This window comes from Rhodoblastus sp., from assembly GCF_019449565.1.
Taxonomy (GTDB): Bacteria; Pseudomonadota; Alphaproteobacteria; order Rhizobiales; family Beijerinckiaceae; genus Rhodoblastus.
In genome coordinates this window covers 1-22,886 of sequence record NZ_JAGRPM010000075.1, presented here as the reverse complement: position 1 = coordinate 22,886, position 22,886 = coordinate 1, and the positions used below count along the sequence as shown (strand labels likewise).

Annotated in this window: 18 protein-coding genes and 1 pseudogene; 9 read left to right on the top strand and 10 right to left on the bottom strand. The window is 63.4% G+C overall.

Features of this window, described 5'->3' with window-relative positions; all coding sequences use genetic code 11:
• Positions 1–87: 87 nt before the first annotated feature.
• Together QZ409_RS17155 and QZ409_RS17150 are read right to left on the bottom strand one after the other, a co-directional pair.
• A pseudogene (locus tag QZ409_RS17155) lies at positions 88–574 on the bottom strand (VOC family protein).
• Complete coding sequence (locus tag QZ409_RS17150) at positions 553–4,149, bottom strand: indolepyruvate ferredoxin oxidoreductase family protein (protein WP_296713716.1); 3,597 nt, start codon at positions 4,147–4,149, stop codon at positions 553–555. Before QZ409_RS17150 ends, QZ409_RS17155 begins: the two are co-directional and overlap by 22 nt.
• A 199-nt stretch (positions 4,150–4,348) precedes the next feature.
• Between QZ409_RS17150 and QZ409_RS17145 the strand changes: the two genes are divergently transcribed.
• Positions 4,349–5,533 carry a thiolase family protein gene (locus QZ409_RS17145; RefSeq protein WP_296713715.1) on the top strand — a complete coding sequence of 395 codons (1,185 nt, stop codon included), beginning with the start codon at positions 4,349–4,351 and terminating at the stop codon, positions 5,531–5,533.
• Positions 5,534–5,587: 54 nt separating this feature from the next.
• A complete protein-coding gene (locus tag QZ409_RS17140) occupies positions 5,588–6,883 on the top strand; it encodes a Glu/Leu/Phe/Val dehydrogenase (protein WP_296713714.1) in 1,296 nt (431 codons plus the stop codon).
• A 5-nt stretch (positions 6,884–6,888) separates the two neighbouring features.
• Here the strand turns inward: QZ409_RS17140 and QZ409_RS17135 are convergent, their stop codons facing one another.
• The gene (locus QZ409_RS17135; protein ID WP_296713712.1) at positions 6,889–7,182 is read right to left on the bottom strand and encodes a hypothetical protein; all 294 of its coding nucleotides are present in this window, start codon (positions 7,180–7,182) and stop codon (positions 6,889–6,891) included.
• 182 nt (positions 7,183–7,364) lie between these two features.
• Between QZ409_RS17135 and QZ409_RS17130 the strand changes: the two genes are divergently transcribed.
• From QZ409_RS17130 to QZ409_RS17120, 3 genes are read left to right on the top strand one after another with little or no spacing between them, the layout of a single operon-like run.
• Positions 7,365–8,048 carry an ABC transporter ATP-binding protein gene (locus QZ409_RS17130; RefSeq protein ID WP_296713729.1) on the top strand — a complete coding sequence of 228 codons (684 nt, stop codon included), beginning with the start codon at positions 7,365–7,367 and terminating at the stop codon, positions 8,046–8,048.
• Positions 8,045–10,513 carry an FtsX-like permease family protein gene (locus QZ409_RS17125; RefSeq protein ID WP_296713711.1) on the top strand — a complete coding sequence of 823 codons (2,469 nt, stop codon included), beginning with the start codon at positions 8,045–8,047 and terminating at the stop codon, positions 10,511–10,513. The genes QZ409_RS17130 and QZ409_RS17125 overlap by 4 nt, the downstream gene beginning before the upstream one ends.
• Positions 10,503–11,579, top strand: a complete 1,077-nt coding sequence (locus tag QZ409_RS17120; RefSeq protein WP_296713710.1) for a lipocalin-like domain-containing protein — start codon at positions 10,503–10,505, stop codon at positions 11,577–11,579. The genes QZ409_RS17125 and QZ409_RS17120 overlap by 11 nt, the downstream gene beginning before the upstream one ends.
• A gap of 49 nt (positions 11,580–11,628) precedes the next feature.
• On the opposite strand, the gene QZ409_RS17115 is transcribed toward QZ409_RS17120, so the two are convergent.
• The 3 genes from QZ409_RS17115 to QZ409_RS17105 are packed head-to-tail and all read right to left on the bottom strand — an operon-like array spanning position 11,629 to position 13,957.
• On the bottom strand, positions 11,629–12,987 hold the full coding sequence (locus tag QZ409_RS17115; RefSeq protein WP_296713708.1) for an ATP-binding protein: 1,359 nt from the start codon (positions 12,985–12,987) through the stop codon (positions 11,629–11,631).
• Entirely contained in the window at positions 12,984–13,646 is a 663-nt protein-coding gene (locus tag QZ409_RS17110) for a response regulator transcription factor (RefSeq protein ID WP_296713706.1), read from the bottom strand. The genes QZ409_RS17115 and QZ409_RS17110 overlap by 4 nt, the downstream gene beginning before the upstream one ends.
• Complete coding sequence (locus QZ409_RS17105; protein WP_296713704.1) at positions 13,646–13,957, bottom strand: PepSY domain-containing protein; 312 nt, start codon at positions 13,955–13,957, stop codon at positions 13,646–13,648. Before QZ409_RS17105 ends, QZ409_RS17110 begins: the two co-directional genes overlap by 1 nt.
• Positions 13,958–14,252: 295 nt before the next feature.
• On the opposite strand from QZ409_RS17105, the gene QZ409_RS17100 reads away from it, so the two are divergent.
• The 4 genes from QZ409_RS17100 to QZ409_RS17085 all read left to right on the top strand — a co-directional run bounded on the left by QZ409_RS17100 (position 14,253) and on the right by QZ409_RS17085 (position 18,959).
• A complete protein-coding gene (locus tag QZ409_RS17100) occupies positions 14,253–14,570 on the top strand; it encodes a PepSY domain-containing protein (RefSeq protein WP_296713700.1) in 318 nt (105 codons plus the stop codon).
• Positions 14,570–15,130 (top strand): cytochrome b/b6 domain-containing protein, encoded by a 561-nt coding sequence (locus tag QZ409_RS17095; protein WP_296713699.1) that lies wholly within the window; start codon positions 14,570–14,572, stop codon positions 15,128–15,130. The genes QZ409_RS17100 and QZ409_RS17095 overlap by 1 nt, the downstream gene beginning before the upstream one ends.
• A gap of 348 nt (positions 15,131–15,478) precedes the next feature.
• Positions 15,479–15,994 carry a hypothetical protein gene (locus QZ409_RS17090; protein WP_296713696.1) on the top strand — a complete coding sequence of 172 codons (516 nt, stop codon included), beginning with the start codon at positions 15,479–15,481 and terminating at the stop codon, positions 15,992–15,994.
• Between the two features lie 400 nt (positions 15,995–16,394).
• Positions 16,395–18,959 (top strand): cation-translocating P-type ATPase, encoded by a 2,565-nt coding sequence (locus tag QZ409_RS17085; protein WP_296713694.1) that lies wholly within the window; start codon positions 16,395–16,397, stop codon positions 18,957–18,959.
• On the opposite strand, the gene QZ409_RS17080 is transcribed toward QZ409_RS17085, so the two are convergent.
• The 4 genes from QZ409_RS17080 to QZ409_RS17065 all read right to left on the bottom strand — a co-directional run bounded on the left by QZ409_RS17080 (position 18,910) and on the right by QZ409_RS17065 (position 22,597).
• On the bottom strand, positions 18,910–20,274 hold the full coding sequence (locus QZ409_RS17080) for a DUF763 domain-containing protein (protein WP_296713692.1): 1,365 nt from the start codon (positions 20,272–20,274) through the stop codon (positions 18,910–18,912). The genes QZ409_RS17085 and QZ409_RS17080 overlap by 50 nt on opposite strands.
• An 88-nt stretch (positions 20,275–20,362) precedes the next feature.
• Positions 20,363–21,490, bottom strand: a complete 1,128-nt coding sequence (gene dinB, locus QZ409_RS17075) for a DNA polymerase IV (RefSeq protein ID WP_296713728.1) — start codon at positions 21,488–21,490, stop codon at positions 20,363–20,365.
• Between the two features lie 384 nt (positions 21,491–21,874).
• Complete coding sequence (locus QZ409_RS17070) at positions 21,875–22,054, bottom strand: hypothetical protein (protein WP_296713690.1); 180 nt, start codon at positions 22,052–22,054, stop codon at positions 21,875–21,877.
• Between the two features lie 198 nt (positions 22,055–22,252).
• A complete protein-coding gene (locus tag QZ409_RS17065) occupies positions 22,253–22,597 on the bottom strand; it encodes an MliC family protein (protein ID WP_296713688.1) in 345 nt (114 codons plus the stop codon).
• Positions 22,598–22,886: the final 289 nt, after the last annotated feature.

Sequence of the window (22,886 nt, the reverse complement as noted above, 5' to 3'; positions counted from 1 at the left end):
TCGCCCGCGCTGGGGTCAAAGCGCGCAGCTATGTGTCTCGCGCGAAGCCGTCGCGCGCGTGGCCCGCGCCGTCGCGGCGAAAATCCGTTAGCCGTCGGCGGCGCGCTCGAGTTCCTCGACATCGAGTTTGACCATTTGCGACATGGCGCGAAATACGCGCGAGGCCAGAGCGGGGTCGCTGCTTTTCAAGAGGCGGGGGAGGGCGTCAGGAACGATTTGCCAGGACAGGCCATAACGGGTCCCTCAGCCAGCCGCACTGGATCGGAGCGCCGCCATCGGCGGTCAAGGTTGACCACAGTCGATCAACCTCGGCCTGATCGGCGCAAGAAATCGAAAATGAAATGGCTTCGGTGAAGCGAGTATGCGGCCCGCCGTTCAGCGCCTGGAATTTCTGACCTGCGAGAGTGAACTCCACCAGCAGGACGCCGCCGGCCTGTCCGCCCGGATAGTCCGCAGGCGCGTGGAGGATATTGTCGATTCGGGATTCGGGAAGCAGCGAGACGTAAAATCGTGCGGCCTCTTCAGCCGGGGTGTCGAACCACAGGCAGGGACTTATACGTTGGACGGCGACCATTCCTTGCGCTCCCTCGTTCGATTTAACTCCGCCAACCGGCGTTTCAACTCGGCCTCGCGCTTTTTCGCCTGGGCGACGTAGCGCGCCTTTACCGGGCCGTAGCCGCGAATGCGCTGCGGCAGCGCCGCAAGCTCGGTTGCGATGGCGAGATTGTCCGGACGAAGGGCCGGCAGCATATCTGAAATCATTTGTTCGTAGTCGCGGATGAGCTTCCGTTCCAATTGTCGATCCGGCGAATGACGGAAGGGATCGAACGGCGTCCCGCGCAGGAACCGCAACGCCGCCAGCATGCGCAAGGCCCAGATCATGCCGCCGCCGAAGCGGCGTTTGCGCGGCCCATGCGCGCCCGTTTCAGGCGATGAGAGGATTGGCGGCGCGAAATGGAACGCGAGCTTGTAGTCGCCTTCGAAGGTCGCTTGCAGCTTCTCGCGAAACTCGGGCTGCGTAAAAAGCCGCGCGACCTCATATTCGTCCTTGAACGCGAGCAGCTTGAAAAATCCAACGGCGAAGGCGCGCGTCAGCCTCTCGGAGGATCCGTCCAGGCGCGCTTCTGCCGCCCGGACTTCGGCGACGCGCGAGAGGAAGCGCGCGGCATATGTGTCGTTTTGATAGGCCCGTAATTCTCTTGCCAGGGCGTCGATCAATTCGTTCAGCGGCCGTTCGGCGATGGGCTGGTTTTGCGCCGCCTCGCGGCGCGATCCGGCCGCCCGTTCAACGGCGGCATAGTCAAGCGCGGCGCGGCGCCCCCAATGGAAGGCGCTCCGGTTTTGCTGAACGGAGACGCCGAGGTCTTCGAGCGCCTGCAAAATCGACGCGCTCCGCACTGGCAGGAGTCCCTTTTGGAATGCATAGCCGAGAAGGAACGGGTTCGTCGCGATCGAATCGCCCATCAGCGCCGTGGCGAGGCGCGACGCCGGCAAAAAATCGGCGCGGCCCGCGCCGCAGGCGTCGGCAATGACCTTTTCCATCGTCTCCTGCGGAAAGATCGGATCTGGATGCGCCGTGAGGTCGCCAGTTTTCGCCTGCGCGGCAAAAGTGCGGACGAATTCGCTCGTGATCGAGAAGTCATTGTTGACCACGGCTCGCGTATAGTTCGGGCGAAGCTTGAAGATCGTATCCGGCGAGGCCGAGACGACCAGATCGCAGCCGATGAGGACGGTCGTTTCCCCTGAGGAAATGCGCGTTGCGTGCAATTCGGCCTCGGCTTGCGCGATGCGGACATGGGTGGTCACGGGGCCGCCCTTTTGGGCGAGGCCGGCCATGTCGAGCGAGGTGACGTTCTTGTTCTCAAGCGCCGCGGCGGCGCCGATCAGGGCGCCGAGCGTGACCACGCCAGTGCCGCCGACCCCAGTGATGAGGATGCTGCAGGGTTCGGCGAGCGGCGCGGGCTCCGGCTCCGGCAGGCTGGCGATCCAGTCGAGTTCCTCTTCGCCCTTTGCTCGACGCAGTCGCCCGCCATGCACGGTGACGAAGCTCGGGCAGAACCCCTCGACGCAGGAAAAATCCTTGTTGCAGGGGGATTGGTCGATCTGGCGTTTGCGGCCGAATTCGGTTTCGACCGGAATGACCGACATGCAATTCGACTGCGCGGAGCAGTCGCCGCAATTCTCGCAGACGCGTTCATTGATGAAGGCGCGCAGCGGCGGATCGGGAAAAGCGCCGAACTTGCGGCGGCGGCGTTTTTCGGCGGCGCAGGTCTGGTCGTAGATAATGGCGGTGACAGCGGCGACGCCGCGGAGGTTTTTCTCGATTTCGGAGAGTTCGCGTCGGTCGTGCGCCTCGACGCCGCCGGGCAGCAGGCCCGCGCCCCAGTATTTTTCCGGGAATTCGCTGACGACGACGACGCGCGCGACATTTTCCGCCAAGAGCTGTCGCGCGATCATCGGGACGGTCAGGCCGCCCTCGACCGGCTGGCCCCCGGTCATCGCCACCGCATCATTGTAGAGGATCTTGTAGGTGATCGGGGTTTTCGCCGCCACCGCCGCGCGGATCGCCAGCAGGCCCGAGTGTTGATAGGTGCCGTCGCCGAGATTGGCGAAGACATGCGGCGTGCTCGTGAAAGGCGCCTGGCCGATCCAGGCCGCCCCCTCGCCGCCCATTTGGGAAAAGGTCTGCGTGGCCTCCGGGCTGAGCCAGATCGCCATATAATGGCAACCAATGCCGGCCAAGGCCCGGCTACCCTCCGGGAGGCTCATCGTCGAAGTGTTGTGCGGGCAGCCAGAACAATAGTGCGGCACCCGCAGCGGCATGGCCGTCAGCGCCGTGGCGCTTCTCTCATTGGCGTTCAGAACCGCCAGTTTTTCCGCCAGCGAATCGTCCTTGTAAAAACGCGCGATGCGGGCGGCGACAACGCGCGCGATGATCGCGGGGCTCAGTTCCCCGGCGGCGGGCAATTGCCAATCCTGTTGCGGCAGCTCCCATTCGCCCTTGTCGGCATATTTGCCAATCACGCGTGGGCGGACGTCTTCGCGCCAATTGTAAAGCTGCTCCTTGAGTTGATATTCGATCAGCTGCCGTTTTTCCTCGACGACCAGGATTTCTTCGAGCCCCTCCGCGAAATGGCGGGCTCCCTCCGCATCGAGCGGCCAGTTCATCCCGACCTTGTAGACGCGTAGGCCGATCTCGGCGGCGCGGCGGTCATCGATGTCGAGATCGTCGAGCGCCTGGCGCAGGTCGAGATAGGATTTGCCGGTGGCGACGATTCCAAGGCGTGCGTTTGGACTGTCGATAACGATCTGGTCGAGCCGGTTCGCCCGTGCATAGGCCATCGCGGCATAGACCTTGTAATGCTGCAGCCGCAATTCCTGATCCTGCGACGCGTCGGGCCACCTGATGTTGAGGCCGCCCGGCGGCAAGACGAAACCGGCGGGAAGGACGGACTGGACGCGGAAGGGGTCAAGCACAACGCTGGCCGAACTCTCGACCGTGTCCGCGGTCGCCTTCAGCGCCACCCAGCAGCCCGAATAGCGCGACATCGCCCAGCCATGCAGGCCGAAATCCAGATATTCCTGCACGCTGGAGGGATTGAGGACCGGAATCATCGCGGCGGCGAACATATGCTCGCTTTGATGAGGCAGGGTCGAGGAACGCGCCGCGTGATCGTCGCCCGCAATGGCCAAGACGCCGCCTAAGGGAGCGGTTCCCGCAGCATTGGCGTGTTTCAAAACGTCCATGCTGCGGTCGACGCCGGGACCCTTGCCGTACCACATCGAAAAAACGCCATCGTAAAGCGCGCCTTCGAAAAAATTGACCTGCTGCGACCCCCAAACGGCCGTCGCCGCCAGGTCCTCATTCAGCCCAGGCTGGAACCGCACATGATGCGCTTCCAGATGACGCGCGTTCTGCCATAGGGTCTGGTCCAGCCCGCCAAGCGGCGAGCCTCGATAGCCCGAAACGAAGCCGGCCGTATTCTTGCCGGCGGCCGCGTCGCGCAGGCGCTGCAAAATGGGCAGCCAGGCGAGGGCCTGAATGCCGGAAAGGAATTTTCGCTCGCAAAAGGCGTCGGGATCGGCCGGCCACGATTGCCAGCCGCGCTCCTGCGGAGGGACCATGGGGGAAAGTTCTGCCGAGACCATGTCGGCGCCTCCTCGCGGCCCAAACGGTCGACCTTAAATGAAGATAGTGGCCGCCGATCGGAGCGCAAGCGCGTTCGGCAACGCTTGAGAGACACGAGGCGTCGAACTAATCCGCCCGTTCCGCGTCTTTAAGATTGGAAGTGTTCCCTCATAGGGCAGGCTTCGGCCTGCGCAGGCGTCCGAGTCAAAACACGCAAGCATGACCCAACGCGAGATCCAGCTATGCCACGCGGCGCGGACGCCCATCGGGGCGTTCAACGGCGCGCTCAAGAGCGTGCCGGCGGCAGCCCTCGGCGCCGTGGCGGTGCGCGCCGTCATTCAGCGTTCCGGGGTCGATCCCGACGTCGTCGGCAGCGTGGTCATGGGCAATGTCGTCCAGGCCGGCTGCCGGATGAACCCCGCCCGGCAGGCGGCGCTGGACGGCGGCCTCCCTGTTTCCGTTCCGGCGATGACGGTCAATCGGGTCTGCGGATCGGGCGCGCAAGCCATTGTCACGGCCGCGCAACAGATCATAAGCGGCGAGATCGATTGCGCGATCGCGGGCGGGCTTGAAAACATGGACCGCGCGCCTTTTCTGCTCGACGGCGGGCGCTGGGGCTATCGGATGGGAGCCGCCGAAATCCACGACGCGATGCTGCATGACGGTTTGGAGGACGCTTTTTCGGGACGGCATTCGGGCTGGCACGCCGAAGACCTTGTCACTTTCCTGAAATTGACTCGCGAAGCTCAGGACCGTTTCGCCGAACGCTCGCAACGCCGGTTTTGCGCGGCTCAGCAAGCGGGCAAGTTCGAGCAAGAAATCGCGCCCGTGGAAATCAAAGGCGCGAAAGGCGTCGCGCTTTTCTGCAAAGATGAAGCGCCACGGCCGGATACGACATTGGAGTCCCTGGCCAGATTGCGCCCGGCCTTTCGCGAAGACGGAGCGATCACTGCCGGCAATGCGCCGGGCCTCAACAGCGGCGCGGCGGCGATGATCGTCGCGGACGCGGCCTTCGTCAGAAGAAATGGTCTTGATCCATTTGCGCGGCTGGCGGGCTATGGCCTCGCTGCGGTCGAACCCGGCATGTTCGGGCTTGCGCCCGTTCCCGCGATCCGCAAGGCGCTTGATCGGGCAGGCTGGACGCTCGGCGAAGTCGAGCGGTTCGAGATCAACGAGGCTTTCGCCGCCGTCGCCCTGGCGATCATTCAGGAACTCGGAATTGCCGAAGATGTCGTCAATGTCGAAGGCGGCGCCATCGCGCATGGGCACCCGATCGGCGCGACGGGCGCCATCCTCGCGACGCGGCTGATGCATTCGATGCGCCGCGATCATTTACGCCGCGGCGTGGTCGCGCTGTGCATCGGCGGCGGCATGGGCATCGCGCTGGCGTTGGAAGCGAGTTGATTTCGAAGAGCGGAAGTTGAACCCGCGCCGGGCGGGAGAAAGAATGTGATCTGAATGGACGATCGCGCCTCGCCTTTTGCCGGCGACCTCTCCTATGTCTACCCCACCAAGACCAGCCCGTGGGGGACCTTCCTCGCCCAGGTCGACCGGGCTACGCCTTTTCTGGGCTCTCTCGCGCCGCTCATCGAAACGCTCCGGCGGCCGAAAAGGACCTTGATCGTCGACATTCCGATCGAGCTGGACAATGGCACGATGGCGCATTTCGAAGGCTTTCGCGCGCAGCACAGCTTCGCGCGCGGGCCGGGCAAGGGCGGCGTCCGCTTTCATCCCGACGTCACTCTCGAAGAAGTGATGGCGCTGGCGGGATGGATGACGATCAAGAACGCGGCAATCAACCTTCCCTTCGGCGGCGCCAAGGGCGGCGTCCGGCTGGATCCGCGAAAGCTCTCGAAGAAGGAGCTTGAGCGCGTCACGCGGCGCTATACCAGCGAAATTGGCGCCATCATCGGGCCGCAGCAGGACATTCCGGCGCCCGACGTCAATACCGACGCCCAGATCATGGCCTGGATGATGGACACCTACGCCATGAACACCGGCCTTGCGAGCACGGGCGTCGTCACGGGCAAGCCGGTCCATCTCGGCGGTTCGCTCGGACGGGTGAAGGCGACAGGGCGCGGCGTCTTCGTCATGGGCTGCGAAGCCATGAAACGGCTGAATATGCCAGTCGAAGGGGCGCGCATCGCCATCCAGGGCTTTGGCAATGTCGGTTCGACCGCCGCCGAACTTTTCGCCGCCGCCGGCGCGCTGATCGTTGCGGTGCAGGATTCACGCGGCGCCATTTTTTGTTCCAGAGGACTGCCTGTCGCCGAACTGCTTGCGCATAGTCAAGGCGGAGGCGGCGTCGCCAACTTCTCCGGCGGCGAAACCATTGATCGCGAGTCCTTCTGGGACGTCGCCTGCGAGGTGCTCATCCCGTCGGCGCTTGAGGGACAGCTGACCGAAACGCGCGCCGGACGGATCAAGGCGCAGCTCGTGCTGGAAGGCGCCAATGGCCCAACCTTGCCCGAAGCCGACGATATTCTCGGCTCGCGCGGAATCGTCGTCGTGCCGGATGTCATCTGCAACGCCGGCGGCGTGACGGTCAGCTATTTCGAATGGGTGCAGGATTTCGCCAGCTATTATTGGACGGAAGACGAAATCAACCAACGCCTCGCCAAGATCGTGCTCGATGCGCTCGATCACGTCTGGGAAGCATCCCAGCGACTAAGGGTCTCCTTGCGGACAGCCGCCTTCATCGTCGCATGCGAACGGGTCCTGATCGCCCATGTCGAACGAGGCCTTTACCCCTGACCTTTCTACTCGTCCCGCGTCGCCCTGATGCGTGAAGTGACCTCTGCGAAGGATGGCCGCTGTCCCCGCGAAGAGGCGTGCAGCGACGATTTCAGGAATCGAATGGGAAAGCACATCGCCTCGACATTCGAGGCCCGGACCTCGCTGGGCCGGCTCGCATCGGCCATGATGGCGCCCTCAACCTCCGTGAGCAGGCGGCCGAGTTCTTCGCCCGTCATGACCTTCTTGTCCAAGAGCGTTTGCAAAAGCGCTGCAAGCACCGCATAGACGCCTTCAAGCTGCAAATTCGCCGTGTTCATTTGGACGCCTTCCTGTCGAACCGAGGACTCTGAGCCGTATAACGCTTCAGCGCCGCAGTAGTTCACTGGACAGCCTGAAGGCGGGATTTTCTTGTCGGACTGCCGTCTGGAAGTGCTAATGCTATCGCATCTCAAAGGCGTCTAGCTTGAGCGGCGCCGCCCCGACCCGCAAGAGCGTTATGATGGCAGGCGAAACAAGAGCGTCCCTGCTGCGTGTAGCCGGTTTGAAAAAGAGCTTCACGACGCCTCAGGGGCGGCTCGCAATTTTGAAGGGCGTCGATCTTGAGCTCGATGTGGGCTCGAGCCTCGCGCTCATGGGGGAATCCGGCAGCGGCAAGAGCACGCTCCTGCATCTCATCGCGGGACTGGACGACGCCGACGAGGGCGAAATATTCCTGGACGACGTCGCTGTAACGCGGCTCCCGGATTTCGGCCGCGCCGCGCTCAGGCGGGAAACGCTGGCCGTCGTGTTCCAGCAGTTCAACCTCATTCCAAGTCTGACGATCCGGGCCAATGTCGCCTTCCAGGCGCGTCTGGCCGGTCGTCTCGATCCGGTATGGCGCGAAGAGCTGGTCGGTCGCCTGGGGTTGGAAAATCTCATGGAGCGCTATCCCGAACAGCTATCGGGCGGACAGCAGCAACGCGTCGCCATTGCAAGGGCGCTTGCCCCTCGTCCGCGCCTTCTGCTGGCGGACGAGCCCACCGGCAACCTCGACGAAGCCACAGCTGACGATTTCATAAAGCTCACGACCGAGGTCGTCGCCGCGACGGGCTGCGCCTTTCTGATGATTACGCATAGCAAACGCCTTGCGGCCAGACTTGAACGTCAGGTCACACTCAGCTCGGGAGTGATCAAGGAATTGTGACACAGGCATTTTGGACATTCATTGCGCTCGTGAGCCACTGGCGCCGTCATCCGGTCAATTTCGGCGCGCTGTTTGTCGGCCTGGCCATCGCTACGGCGCTGTGGAGCGGCGTCCAGGCTTTGAACGAGCATGCGCGCGCGAGTTATGACCGCGCGGCCTCAATATTCGGCGCCGGTGGCGCGCGCAGCATTGTCCCCACGCGCGGCGGGTCGGTTTCGCAAGACCTGTTCGTCAAGCTGCGGCTGGCAGGCTGGAAGGTCTCGCCAGTGCTAGAAGGGACCGTTCGGATCCACGGCAAACGCTTCCGGCTTATCGGCATAGAGCCTGTCACTTTGCCGCGCGAAGCCGGGGTCGCCGTAGTGGCGGGCGAGGGCGCGCTCGGCGCCTTTCTCAAACCGCCGGGACGGATGATCGTCACGCCCGAGACCTTGCGCGAACTATCGGCGGCGGAAAGCGTGGCAATTGTCATTGATGGCGGCAAGACGCTGCCTCCGATCGAGGCGCTTGCCGCCGCGCTGCCCGGGGCTCTGGTTGTCGATATCGGCGTCGCGCAAGCCGTGCTGAATCGGCCAGAGCAAATTTCCCGGCTGATCTTCAAGGAGCCGCCTAGCGCTGTCGCGCCGCCGCTCGCGACGGTCGCCGGCGATGCGCTCCGCCTTGTGCCGCCGCGCGAGGAGGAGAGCGACATTCGACGGCTCACGGAAAGCTTTCATCTGAACCTCACCGCTTTCGGATTGCTCGCCTGTCTCGTTGGATTTTTCATCGTCCACGCGGCTTTCGGTCTGGCGTTCGAACAACGTCTCGCGATGGTGCGGACAATGCGCGCGGTTGGAGTCTCGGCGCGCACGCTCATTGTCGCGATGCTCGGAGAATTGGCGTTGTTGGCGCTGGTCGCCGGAAGCGCCGGCGTCGGGGCGGGCTATCTGCTCGCCGCCGCCCTTTTGCCCGATATGGCGGCAAGTCTCGATGGGCTTTATGGAGCGCGGGTGGCGGGACAACTGGCGCTCGATCCGATGTGGTGGATTTCAGGTCTGGGCATCGCCGTGATCGGCTCGCTCGTCGCGGCGGGTGGGGGGCTTTTCAAGGCCTTTTACTTGCCCGTCCTGATGGCGGCTCAGCCTTTCGCCTGGCGTCAGGTTCAGCAAAAATTCCTGTGGCGCCGATCCGTTCTCGGGGCGCTTGGAATTGCCGCGTTTCTCGTCGCACATTTTTACGGCAAGGGGCTTTATGCGGCGTTTGGGATGATCGCCGGCCTGCTCCTCGGCGCCGCGCTGTTGCTGCCGCTCTTGCTCGACGGCGTCTTGCGCCTCGGCGAGAAATACGCGTCCCAGCCGCTTGCGCAGTGGTTCTGGGCGGACTGCCGGCAACAACTCCCCGGCCTTTCGCTCGCCCTGATGGCCCTGTTGCTCGCGCTGTCGACCAATGTTGGCGTCGGCGCCATGGTCGAGGGATTTCGTAAGACTTTCACGCAATGGCTCGACGAGCGTTTGGTCGCCGAAGTTTATTTCGAGGTGGCGGGAAACGCCGAAACGCAACAAATCGAGGCCTGGCTCGAGAAGCGGCCGGAAGTATCCGCCATCCTGCCAATGTCCAAAATCAAGATCAGGCTGGGGGGCTGGCCTGTGGACATCGTCGGAATGAAGCCTCACGAGACCTATCGAAATCATTTTCCGATGCTTTCCGAAACCGGGGACGCATGGGGCGAGCTGCAGCGTGGCGAGGGCGCGCTCGTCAGCGAACAGCTCGCGCGGCGATTGGATCTCGCGCTGGGGTCCACGCTCGACGTTCCGGCCGCTGACGGCCAATGGCGCGTCAGGATCGCCGGCATTTTTCCCGATTACGGCAATCCAAAAGGTCAGCTTCGGATCGACATCGACAGATTGATGCGCCTTTGGCCAGAGACGCCGCGCATGGGCTATAGCCTTAGAACGGCGCCGAAGGCGGTCCCAGAGTTGATCGACGCCCTGCAGACGGAATTTGGTCAGCAAATCAGCCAGATCAGCGATCAGGCCGCCATCAAAAACCTCTCGATGCGCATTTTCGAGCGCACATTCGCGGTGACGGCGGCGCTGAACCTCCTGACGCTGCTGGTCGCAGGCATCGCTCTCCTGGCGAACTTCCTGACTCTCGGCAACGTCCGTCTGGCTCAGCTTGCGCCTGTCTGGGCTGTCGGAGTCTCGCGCATGCGTCTGGCGCAACTTGAATTCCTGCGCGTTCTGCTGCTCGCCGCCGTGACCTCGGCGTTTGCTTTGCCGCTTGGGCTCGCCCTTGCGTGGCAGCTCGTCGCGGTCGTGAACGTGCAGGCCTTCGGCTGGCGTCTCCCGTTCCATGTCTTTCCCGCGCAGCTTGGGCAAACAGTCGCGCTGGCGCTGCTGACCGCTGCTGCGGCTGCGATCTGGCCGATCATTCGTTTCGTGCGGATCACTCCGGCCGCCTTGGCCAAGGTCTTCGCCAATGAGCGTTAGACATATTCTGTTCATCCTCGTGGCGGTCCTCGCGCCCTTGATCCGCACGGCGTCCTTTGCTGACGGCTTCGCTGGACTGGGTGACGAAGCGAAGGGATTTGCAGTGGTGACGGCAGGAACGCCGATCATTTTCCCGCGCGACTTCGGCGCCCACCCCGGCTTTCGCACGGAGTGGTGGTATCTGACCGCCAATCTCGAGGATTCCTCGGGGGCCTCCTATGGAATACAATGGACGCTCTTCCGTCAGGCGAGCGCGCCGGGCAAAGAGCGAAAAGGGTGGGCGAACCAGAACGTTTGGATGGGGCACGCCGCCGTGACAAGCGGGACCGAGCACCTATTCGCCGAGACCTTCGCGCGTGGCGGCGTCGGGCAGGCCGGCGTGACCGCCGAGCCATTCGCGGCCTGGATTGACGATTGGCGTTTTGCGACCCGCGATGACGCGCCCGGCGCCGGACTTGCGCGAATGACGGTCTCGGCAAATGGCGCCGACTTCCGCTACACGCTCGATCTTGCCGCCGAGGGGTCCATTGTCCTGCATGGCAAAGACGGCTTCAGCCTTAAATCGGATGACGGGCGCGCCTCTTACTATTTCAGTCAGCCATTCTTCAAAGTTGATGGAGTCCTCGTCATTCGCGGACGAGAGGTCAAAGTCTCGGGCCTCGGCTGGATGGACCGCGAATGGAGCAGTCAGCCCCTGACGGCGACAGAGAAGGGATGGGACTGGTTTTCATTGCATTTCTCGAATGGGGAGAAGCTGATGGTCTTTCGGCTTCGTGACGAGACCACCCGCGGCTTTTCCGCCGGAACCTGGATCGGAGCCGATGGAACGCCGCAAGCGCTCGATCGCGATGATAGTGTTCTCAAGCCGCTCTCGGAGATGACGCTGGCGGGCCGCATTCTGCCAGGCCGATGGAGGCTCCAGGTGAGGAGCCATGGCCTCGACATTGAGACGACGATGGTCAATCCGGACAGCTGGATGGCGACGCGTTTTTCATATTGGGAAGGTCCGATCGGCTTTCGCGGAACTCACCAGGGCAAAGGCTATCTGGAGATGACCGGTTACTGAAAGAAACCCTGACAAATTCAGAAGTTCGGGGCAATCGGTATGGCAGCGCCTAAAACTCCTGCGCCACGCCTTCGCCAAGCCGGACTTCGAGGCCGCCGAGCGGCGAGCGCGCCAGCTCCATCCGCCAGCCGTAGGCGTCGAGAATGTCTTGCGTGATGGCGAGCCCGAGTCCGGCGCCGCCGCCCTGGTCCAGCCGCCCGCCGCGTTGACGGACGAAGGCTTCCTGCGCCGGATCGAGCCCCGGGCCGTCGTCCTCAATCATAACCGTCAGGCGGGCGCCGCCCTCGCTTGAGACCCGAACGCGCGACTTGGCGTGCCGGGCGGCGTTATCGAGCAGGTTGCCGATCAGTTCGGTCAGATCGAGGCGTTCGAACGGCGCGAGAACCGTTTCAGCGACTTCGTCTTCAAAACGAATGTTTTCGCCGTTCTCGGTGCGGCTCAGGGTGCGGATCAGAGCTTCTACGACCTCACGCAGCGGCGTCGCATGGCGCCCGCGCTGCGTCGCCACAGCCTGAACGCGGGCGCGCGCCAATTCGCGCTCGACATGGCGCCGCATGGCCTCGCCGATCTCGTCAAGCGAATCCGCCACATCCGGGCTGCCCCGGGCGCGTAGCTTGCGGGCGTCGCCCGCCAAAGCCGCCAGCGGCGTTTTCAACCCGTGGGCGAGATCGGCGGCGCGGCCGCGCGCGCGCTGCAATTCCTTCTCCTGCGTGTCGAGCAGGGCGTTGACCTCGCGCACCAGAGGCAGGACCTCGCTCGGGGCGTCCTGCGACAGCCGCTGGCGGCGCCCGCCGATCGCGTCGGCGACCTCCCGCCGCAGGCGGTTGAGCGGACGCAGGCCGAGGCTGAGCTGCAGCCAGGTCGCGAAGGCCAGAAACAAGGCGAGCAGGACGAGGCCCGGAATGAGATCGGCGATGAAGGCGTCGCGCGCCCGCCGGAGCCGGGTCAGGTCGCTGGCGACAAAGGCCCGCGCGGCCTGGCGCTGGCCCTGCGCCGCCAATTCAATCCGGCGTTCGGCCACCAGCAGCAGCTTCCCGCCGGGACCGGCGATCTGATGATAATGCGTCTGGCCTTCGCTCAAGAGGTCGGAAGGCGGCGCCAGCGTGGAATCCCAGAGCGAGCGCGAGCGCAATTGCCCGGAGCGCGTGTCGACCTGCCAATAGAGGCCCGACAAGGGTTCGTTGAAACGCGCGTCGGGTGGCGGGCGGACCAGGGCGATCTCGCCGCCCCGAGCAATTTCGAGGCCCCCGATGATCTGGCGCAGATCGACGTCGAGGTCGTCCGAGAGCGTTCGGTAGACATGGCGCTCGAAAAGCAGCGTCAGGCCGAAGCCGGCGAGGGCCAGCGCAAGCGAGACGGCCAGCGCGCCGGCCAGCGCCAGCCGCAGGCGCAGGGAGCGGCGGATCACGCGATATGCTCCGGCATCAGATAGCCAAAGCCGCGCCGCGTCTCGATCCACTCGCTGCCGAGTTTGCGGCGCACCCGCCCGACCAGCACTTCAATGGCGTTGGACGATTGCTCGTCCTGGCCATAGACATTCTCGATCAGCTCCTGCTGCGGCACGACCCGGCCCCGGCGCAGCATCAGATAGGCGACGAGGCGATATTCGAGCGGCGAAAGATCGACGGGCGCGCCGCCGAGACTGACCTTCATCGCGCGTTCGTCGAGCGCGAGCGCGCCGACCGAGGCGACGGACGAGGCGTGGCCGGCCGAGCGGCGGATGACCGAGCGCAGCCGCGCCAGCAATTCCTCCATCTGGAACGGCTTGGCGAGATAATCGTCGGCGCCGGCGTCGATCCCCTCGACCTTTTCGGCCCAGGAACCGCGCGCGGTCAGTACGAGCACCGGCGTCGCGCGTCCGCTCCCGCGCCAGCGCTTGAGCACGGCGAGGCCGTCCATGCCGGGCAGGCCAAGATCGAGCACGACGGCGACATAATCTTCGGTGTCGCCGAGAAACCAGGCGTCCTCGCCGTTTTTCGCGCGTTCGACGAGATAGCCGGCGGCGACAAGGGCGCGTTCGACATCGACCGCGATCCGGTCATCGTCTTCGACGAGAAGAACGCGCATCAATCGTCTCCGGCCTCTGTCACGGCGCCCGTCGCGGCGTCGACGGTGATTTCGCGCAGGCGGCCGCGCGGGTCCAGCAGCCGAAACTCATAGACCCAAAGCCCGTGTTCGCGTTCAAGCTTGATTTTGACGATTTCGCCGGGGAAGCGGTCGTGTAATTTCGCCAGGATTTCTTCGAGCGGGCGGATGGCGCCGCGCTCGACCGCCTCGCGCGCCTCGTCCTGATCGCGGCGCGACTCGTCAGCCGGCGCGGGAGACGCGGCGGAAAGCAGGACAGAGAGCGCGACGAGCGCGGAATGCAGCCGTGACATGGGATCATGTTTTCCGAGGTTCGAGGCCGGATTATCCCGCATCCCGCCTGACAAATCGCTGACATGGATCACCGACGCTGTTCGCCCGTCCCGCGCCTGAAGCGAACCATGCGTTGGGCATCCTGTGAATCTACGCGGCCGGAACGAAAAGGCGAAGAATTTTCACCCTGGTCGCCCCGCGGGTCACCTGACAATTGGCTGACATGGACCATCAGGCGGCCGTCATCGGCTTTCCGTCATAACCCTCGACATTGCCCGAGCGAGAGCGCCGGGCGCGAATGGAAAGGAAAAGACGATGCGTAAATGGCTTATTCTGGCGAGCGCCGCCGCAGTCATCGGGGCGACCGGCATGGCCCGGGCGGACAGCCTCGGCCGGCCCTGCACGGCGAAGCCGGCGGCGGACTACCTGTCCCTGGACGCCCTGAAGGCCAAGGTGGCCGAGCAGGGCTACGAGATCCGCAGCGGCGAGATCAAGAAGGCCTGCGGCGAATTCTATGTGCTCGACAAGGCCGGAAAGAAGGCTGAGCTATTCGTCGATCCGACTTCGGGCGTGATCGTCTCCGGCGGCGACGCCAGCGGCAAGGCCGCCAAGGCGGACAAGGACGACGATTGATGGCCGCTCCGGCCATGACCGGACAGGCCGGCGGCGCGACGCCGCCGGCCACGGTCGCCGTGTGGGACCCCTTTGTGCGGCTGTTCCACTGGAGCCTTGTCGCGCTCTTCGTCTGCGCCTTTCTGACCGGCGACGAAATCGCCTGGCTGCATATCGGCGCGGGTTATACGATCGCCGTTCTGGTGATTTTGCGGATCGTCTGGGGCTTTGTCGGGCCCAAAAACGCCCGCTTCGCCACCTTCGTCCGCCCGCCGGGCGAGGTCGCCTCCTTCCTGCGCGACAGCCTTCGTCTCAAGGCGCGGCGCTACCTCGGCCACAATCCGGCTGGCGGCGCGATGATCCTTGCTCTGCTCGGGCTGCTCACCTTCGTGTCGATCACCGGCATGCTGCTGACCACGGACGCGTTCTGGGGCTCGCATGCCCTGAAGGAAGTTCATGAAGCCGGCGTCTATGCCCTGGTCGGACTGGTGTTCCTGCATGTGGCGGGCGTTCTTCTCGCCAGCATCGAACATGGCGAAAATCTCGTCCGCGCCATGGTCACCGGGCGAAAGCGCGCCTAGGCGCGTCACACTCGCTTGGCGCGCGCTTTCGGCGGTGGGTCGTCTCGCCGCCGACGCGCATTCGCTGCAGTTTCAGCTGGGGCGGCGCGGCGGCTGTATCCGCAAATGAATATCGTCGCGGCGGATATAGCGATGCATAGGTAGCGCAAAAATGGATTTTGTAGAAAATTTATAATTAAATAATTGAATTGGCGTATAAAAATAAAAACTCACGTCAATCAGATTATAAACATGCTTTTGTGAGCCTTATCCGTATATGCGGCTATATCTCCATTAATGTTGATGCAAGTCATCCTATATTTATGGAAAGAGATTATTGTTGGCATCCAGCTGCGAGGAGGATTGCCTATGAACGAAAATAGAACCGAGATGCCCATCCATCCCGATATGATCTGGGATTTGCTGATCCGGCTGATAGGCGCGGCCCTGTTGCTTGTGCTGATCGTCGCATATTTCACTGGCGAAGAAATTCAGCACACCCATGCCATTATCGGGTACGCGGTTGCCGGCCTATTGGCCGTAGGTGTTTTTTGGGCGTTGGTAAGGCCTCGCGCAGCCCGATTTCCGTCCACCGAATACAGCGTGCGCGGGATCAAGCGGCAAATTGAAAATGCTGACAGGCTTCCCAGGACTCTGGCGTCTGCGTTTTTGATTATGGCGGCGCTGCCTTTCGGCGCCCTGATCCTGATGTTGCTCACGCATACGCTATGGGGAACCACCCGTATCGATGAAATGCACGAGGTTGTCGCGTATTTTGCCGTTGGATTGGTTGCTTGTTACATCGCAATGGTGGTTATCGCGAGCATCGGATATATGGAGGGTCGTATGCGGAAGCTGTTTCAAGGAAACAAGAATCAGCGTTAGCTTGGACAGCGCCCGTTCAATGCTCCGACCTCCTCACACCGTCCGAAAGCACAGCGCAATCCGTGTTGGAAAGCCGGATCTTATTCAGGAAAAGGCGCATCCATTCAAGTTGATAAGGCCGGGCCCTGGCTCCCAAATTTCCATCTTCGACGATGGGGACGTTCGCAGGACCATCGGGCTCCGAAACTCTACGCTATCGCGGATAGACCGCCCCGGCCTGAGGATCATTCGCAGCGGCGCTGAAATTCGTGAGCGATCGTACGATTTGCCTAGACCTTTGAAAGGGCGCCGTCGCGCGGATCGTCGTCCAGCTTGCAAGTCAACGTGCTACTCGGTTTCGCGAGACTGTAAATTTTAAGCGTGCGCGCAATGCTCAGCGCGATCTGGAAGGACGAGTGGGATGTTGGCTGGATCCGATACACCACCGCATTTGATCGGGCTCACAAAGTCGGAAGCGGCGGCGCGTCTCGCGGCCGAGGGCTTTAACGAACTGCCGCAGGCCGACAGGCGAACGCCGTTCCGCATCATTCTCGAAGTGTTGCGCGAGCCCATGCTGGCGCTCCTGATCGGCGGCGGCGTGATCTATCTGGCGCTTGGCGACGTCAAGGAAGCCTTGGTTCTGCTGGTCTTCGCCTGTCTCTCCGTCGTGATTACTGTCGTTCAGGAAACACGGACCGAGCGGGTGTTGGAGGCGTTGCGCGACCTGACCAGTCCGCGTGCGCTGGTGATCCGCGACGGCGAGCGCCTGAGGATCGCGGGCAGGGAGGTCGTGCGCGGCGACCTGATCGTCCTTGCCGAGGGCGATCGCGTTCCCGCCGACGCGCGTCTCATCGAGGCGCAGGACCTCCAGGCGGATGAATCCCTGCTGACAGGCGAATCGGCCCCAGTGCGCAAGGCGGCCGACGCAAGCAGGCTCGGGGCGGCGCTGCGCCCTGGCGGCGACGATCTTCCTGTCGTATTTTCTGGAACCCTGATCGTCCGAGGCGCGGGAATTGGCGAGGTGACCGCCACGGGCGCGGCGAGCGAAATCGGCAAGATTGGCAAGTCTCTCGGAGAGCTGGAGACGGCGGCCCCGCACCTGCAAAGGCAAACACGCAAGCTGGTGGGCGTTTTCGCTATTTTCGGCGGCGCGGTGAGCGTTCTTGTCGTCGGTCTTTATGCGACACTGCGCGGCAGCTGGCTCGACGCCCTGCTGGCCGGCGTCGCGGTGGGCATGTCAATGCTGCCGGAGGAATTTCCGGTCGTTCTGACCGTCTTCATGGCCATGGGCGCCTGGCGCATCTCGCAGGTCCGCGTCTTGACGCGGCGCGCGACGGCGATCGAGGCTCTTGGCTCCGCCACGGTGCTCTGCACCGACAAGACGGGAACCTTGACCGAAAATCGCATGACGATCGCGGAATTGCGGCGGCCCTCCGGCGAGACGCGCGTCATCGGCGCGGCGCCGCAGCCCTCGACTTCGGGCTTCGACGATCTGATCGCCTTCGGCGTGCTGGCCAGCGCCGCCGAGCCATTCGATCCCATGGAAAAAGCCTTTCACGCGTTGGCGCTGCGGGAAGGCAGGGCGAGGTGCGCCTATGGCCCGTTGGCGAAGGTCTATCCTCTGCGGTCGGATCTTCTCGCCGTCACCCATGTGTGGCGGGCCGCCAACGCCGGGGCGGCATATGTCGTCGCGGCGAAGGGCGCTCCGGAGGCCATTGCCGCGCTTTGCCGTCTCGGCGCAGCGGAGCGGGCGACTCTGGCGGCGGCGGTTGACGACATGGCGGCGGCGGGCTTGCGCGTACTCGGAATCGCGCGCGCGACCTTCGACGGCGCGGAATTGCCGGACTCGCAACGGGATTTCGCTTTTGAATTCCTCGGTCTGGCCGGGCTGGCCGATCCCTTGCGAAAAAGCGTTCCCGAGGCGGTCGCCCTTTGCCGGACGGCCGGAATCCGCGTCGTGATGATCACCGGCGATTATCCGGCGACGGCCCGCGCCATCGCTCGTCAGGCCGGCATCGATAGCCAGGAGACGACCGCCGGCGCGGAGCTTGAACGGCTCGACGACGCGGCGCTCGCAGTCCGCATGCGGACCTGCTGCGTCTTCGCGCGGATCATGCCGGATCAGAAGCTGCGCCTCGTCAAGGCCCTGAAGGCCAATGGCGAGGTCGTCGCGATGACCGGCGACGGCGTCAATGACGCGCCCTCGCTCAAGGCCGCCGATATTGGCGTCGCCATGGGCGGGCGCGGCACCGACGTGGCGCGCGAGGCGTCGGCCATCGTTCTGCTCGATGACGATTTCGGCTCGATCGTGGCGACGGTCCGCCTCGGGCGGCGCATTTACGACAATCTGCGCAAGGCGATGAGTTTCATCTTCGCGGTGCATGTCCCCATCGCCGGGCTGGCCTTGCTGCCGCTGGCGGTCGGCATGCCGATCCTGCTGGGCCCGATGCATATCGCCTTCCTCGAAATGATCATCGACCCCGTCTGCTCGCTCGTCTTCGAAGCGGAGGTCGAGGAGGACGACCTGATGCGCCGTCGTCCCCGCGATCCTGGCGAGCCGTTGTTTTCCGGCGCCATGATCCTGTGGGGCGTTCTGCAGGGGGCGTTCGCTTTCGGCCTTGTCGCCACGGTCTATGTCGTGGCGCTCCGGCGCGGCATGCCGGAAGATGAAGTCAGGGCGCTGGCCTTCTTCTCGCTGGTGATCTCATTCGTCGCCCTGATCTTCGTGAACCGATCCGCCAGCGCATCGCCGGTTAAGGCGATCCTCCGCCCGAACCGGACGCTGGCGTTCACCCTTCCCGCCGTGGCGGCCATGCTCGCCGTCACATTGCTTTGGCCGACGGCGCGCGACCTGTTCCGCTTTGGACCGCTCCATGCCGACGATCTCTCGCTCACATTGGGGGTCGGTCTGGCGGTTCTTGTCGTCCTGGAATTGCTCAAATATCTTTGGGCCCGCCGGGGCCGCATCCATTGGGCGGCGCAATGACGGGGGAATGTTCGCGCGTGGAATTGCGCCGAAAACGGCGCTCGCCGCCATCGCGCCCGGCCGCCGGCCTGAGCAGGTCGCCGTCTGGGGCCGGTTCCCAGCCGAACACGCTGCGGCCTGCATATTCGTGCGACCGTCGCTTTTCCTCGGCCACAAATTCCGGCAGCGAAGGTCCTGCTGCGACCTCCCGTTCGAGGCGCCTTGTCTGTTCGTCGAGCCGACGGAGCGCGTCAAGCCGGTCTTCATTGCCGAGCTTGGCCCTCGCAACCGCGCTCTTCAAAACTTCGATGGTCTGGTCATAGACCTTGAGAGGAACGGGAAATGGATGCCGGTCTTTTCCGCCATGAGCAAGCGAGAAGCGCGCGGGATCGGCGAAGCGGCAAGGGGCGCCGTGGACGACCTCCGCCACTAAGGCCAGGGACAAGACAGTGCGGGCGCCGACGCCGTGCGTCAGCAGCAAGTCGCCAAAATCCTTCGGGCCGCGATCGGCCGCAGCAGCGAGCGCGCCGTGTAGCCTGCGAAGAATCACGTCCTTGGGAAGCAGTTCGTGATGGTCTGGCATAATGAGGTGAGGCAGCAAGGGCTGAGCGGGCTCGGGCTCCCTTTTCCCCTCGACCGCAGCCATTTTGCGAACGATTCCGTCCGGTCCGAGCTCGCGGAGCAGATCAAGTTGGCGCGCACGAGAGGCCTGCGCCCGCCGGTCGGTGAGATTGACGATCACGCCCTGGTTTTCGCCGTCGATCGCGCTGTGAGGCGCCTCGACGAAGTTTTGCAGGCCTTCCGAAAGCCAATGATAGCGGCGCGCCAATCGGGTTTTGTCGTTCATGCCCTGCTGGACGACGACCCAGTGGCCGTCGTCGGTCACAATGAAGCCGTGCAGATAAAGATCGAATCCGTCCTGGACCGCAGCGCTGTCCACCTTGGCGACGAGCCGGCTTGTCTGGGCGAGCGCCGATCCGTCGAATCCGACCCGCTCGCCGATGGCCGTCAACTCCTGCGGAGTCTGGCGGGAATGCCGGCCGCGCCCGCCGCAGACATGTATGCCGAGTTCGCCCGAGAGGGGGGCCAGTCCACGCTTGAGCGCGCCGATCACGCTCGTGGTGACGCCCGATGAATGCCAGTCCATTCCCATCACGGCGCCGAAGGATTGGAACCAGAAAGGATGGGCGAGACGGCGCAATAATTCGTCGCGGCCATAATGGTGTGCGATCGCCTCGACGATCACCGCACCTAACCGCGCCATGCGCTGGCTAAGCCATGCCGGAACGCGGCCACCATGAAGAGGTAGATCAGCGCTGCCTGACCGTCGAGCCACGAAGCCTCCGAAAGCTGATTGGAAGCCAAAATGCGCTGGCGCGGGTCAGCATGCAAGCTAGTCGTCCGAGAGCGGATTGAAAAAGCATTTAATTCTCGCCTTGTCCGAGCAGTTTGAAACTCAGTTGGACGTCGCTCGGCTCGGATAGCGCATCGAAGCCTGACAAGGTGAGGCCAAGCAGGCGTATGCCCCGGGGCGTCGGAAAAATCGGGGCCAGCAGCGCCAGCGCGCGCCGCTCGAAATCGGCGCAGACGGCGATTGGCGCGGCAAGGGTTTGACTGCGGGTGATCTGCCGAAAGTCGGAAAATTTCACCTTCAGGGTGACGGTGCGACCGCGCAGCCGCGTCTTCTCGCAGTGGCGCCAGACCTTGTCGATGATCGCAGGCAGGGCCGTGGCGGCGTCGTCAAAGGAATGGAGGTCTTGCAGGAAGGTCGTTTCGGCGCCGATCGACTTGCGTTGCCGATCGGGGCGCACCGGCCGGTCGTCGACGCCCCGGGCGATGGCGAAATAATAGCTGGCCGCCTTGCCGAAATGTTCCTGCAGGAAATCGAGCCCGCAGGATTTCAGATCGCCGCCATTCTCAATGCCGAGGCTTTGCATTTTCCTGGCTGTCGCCGGACCGACGCCATGGAATTTGGCGACGGGCAAACGCTCCACAAAGGATGGCCCCTGTTTCGGCGTGATCACAAACAGGCCGTCGGGCTTGTTCTGATCGGAAGCCAGCTTGGCGAGGAACTTGTTATAGGACACGCCGGCCGAGGCGGTGAGGCCGGTTTCGGCGCGGATTTGCGCCCGGATCGCCTCGGCGGTTGCGGTGGCTGTCGCGCCCGCCTGCAAATGGTCAGAGACATCGAGATAGGCTTCATCCAGCGACAGCGGTTCAATCAAGGGCGTGAAACGGGCGAAGATAGCGCGGATCTGCATCGAGACAACTTTGTAGACCTCGAAACGTGGCGGCGTGAAAATGAGCTCCGGGCATTTCCGCAAGGCGGTCACCGACGGCATGGCTGAACGAACGCCAAACAGGCGCGCCTCATAGCTGGCGGCGGCAACCACGCCGCGCTCGCGGCCAAAGCCAACCGCAACGGGCCTGCCGCGCAAGCCCGGATTATCGCGCTGTTCGACGGAGGCGAAAAAGGCGTCCATGTCGATATGGATGATCTTTCGCACGCGCTCTCCGGCGAACCCACGATCGTCGGCCGGAACCGGCTCGATCTGACTCTCCTTGGAGTGCGCCGCGCTCAAGCATGCGCTCCGGTCAAGGCGGGGAAGGCGAGACGCCGCTGGCCTTTCGGAAACAGATTTTGAGTCCGGAACATAGGCCGAACTTAGCTCGTGGGACGAAGCTTGGAAAGTGACGAGAGCTGCGTCGCTTGAGGAATTGTTGCTTTCATCCCGCCGCCCTCCGCGAGAGTCTTCTCTTCGAACGCCCCCGAAAAACCATCACGCCCGGAGCGGGATCGGCGCTCGCGCGTTCTTATGGATCGCGTCCGCGAAAATCGGCTCTCCTCAGGGTGAAAGACCTGATCAGCTAGTCGGCGATCCAGTTCATCGTCCACCTGCCGGTTGCTTTGCTGGCCTTTCGCCAGCCTGCTGGCGTCAAAGGCCCAGATTGCTTTTCACATTTTTGAGAAACATCATTTGCGCCGTATAGGCGTCGACGAGACAGTCGACATTCGCGCCGCAAGCATTACGGCGGGCCATAAATTCGCGCTGAGAATCCTTGACCTGACCGACGATGTCTGCCGGAGCGCCCCCGCCAATGATGATAAAATACATTCCCGCGGTCCGCTCATCGAGACTGCTGAGATTGGCGTCCGCGCAAATCTCCTTTTCAGCTGGCAGCGTCGCGCTCCGGCAATCGAAGGACGCGGCATTCGCCGTGGAAGATGCAAGGCAGGCCGCCGTCGCGAATAGCGATAGGCCAAGGATTCTCACTGGATGCATTGGAACGCCAATCTCCCGATAGGATCTGCGTCATTTCGTCGAACAGGTTTCGCTGACGCCGTTGCGGGTCAGGGTCGCGCTTCGTCCCTTGATCCAGAATTCAACGCCATTGCCGGCATAGCGTCCACCGTCAGCGGAGATGACTTGCGGCAGGGTGATGGTCTCCCCGGTTGCAAAGATCAGCGCGACTGTCCCCATCTCCGTGCCGGGCGGAGAAAATCGGGCGGTCAGCTTCGCGCCGCCGCTGCATGTGTAAGGCGCTTCGGTGGCGCCAGCCTGGCCGGCAATGGTCAGGATCGTGACGACGCCCGCAAAGCAGGCGCGTTTCGATAAGACCGATGGAACTCTGTGGCGAGCCGAGACCATTCGAGCCATGCAATCACTCCTTGTTGGTGGGTCGCTCCGGCACGGCCCGACGACTCCCGACCGTGAATATTGTGATGTAACCCGATCAGCGGCGATTCATCGACATTCAATCGCCGAAGTGCTGGGCGGCGTAATCGATGCCTGCTGGCGCCTCGCCTGTTGGTCTGCCCCCTGAAAAGTGGTCCTCCATGAAGTATGGTTTTCGCACCGGCCGGAGGACAGAAGGATGGCAGGGAAGAGACACAAACCGGAAGAGATTGTCGCCAAGCTTCGTCAAGTCGACGTGCTGATTTCACAG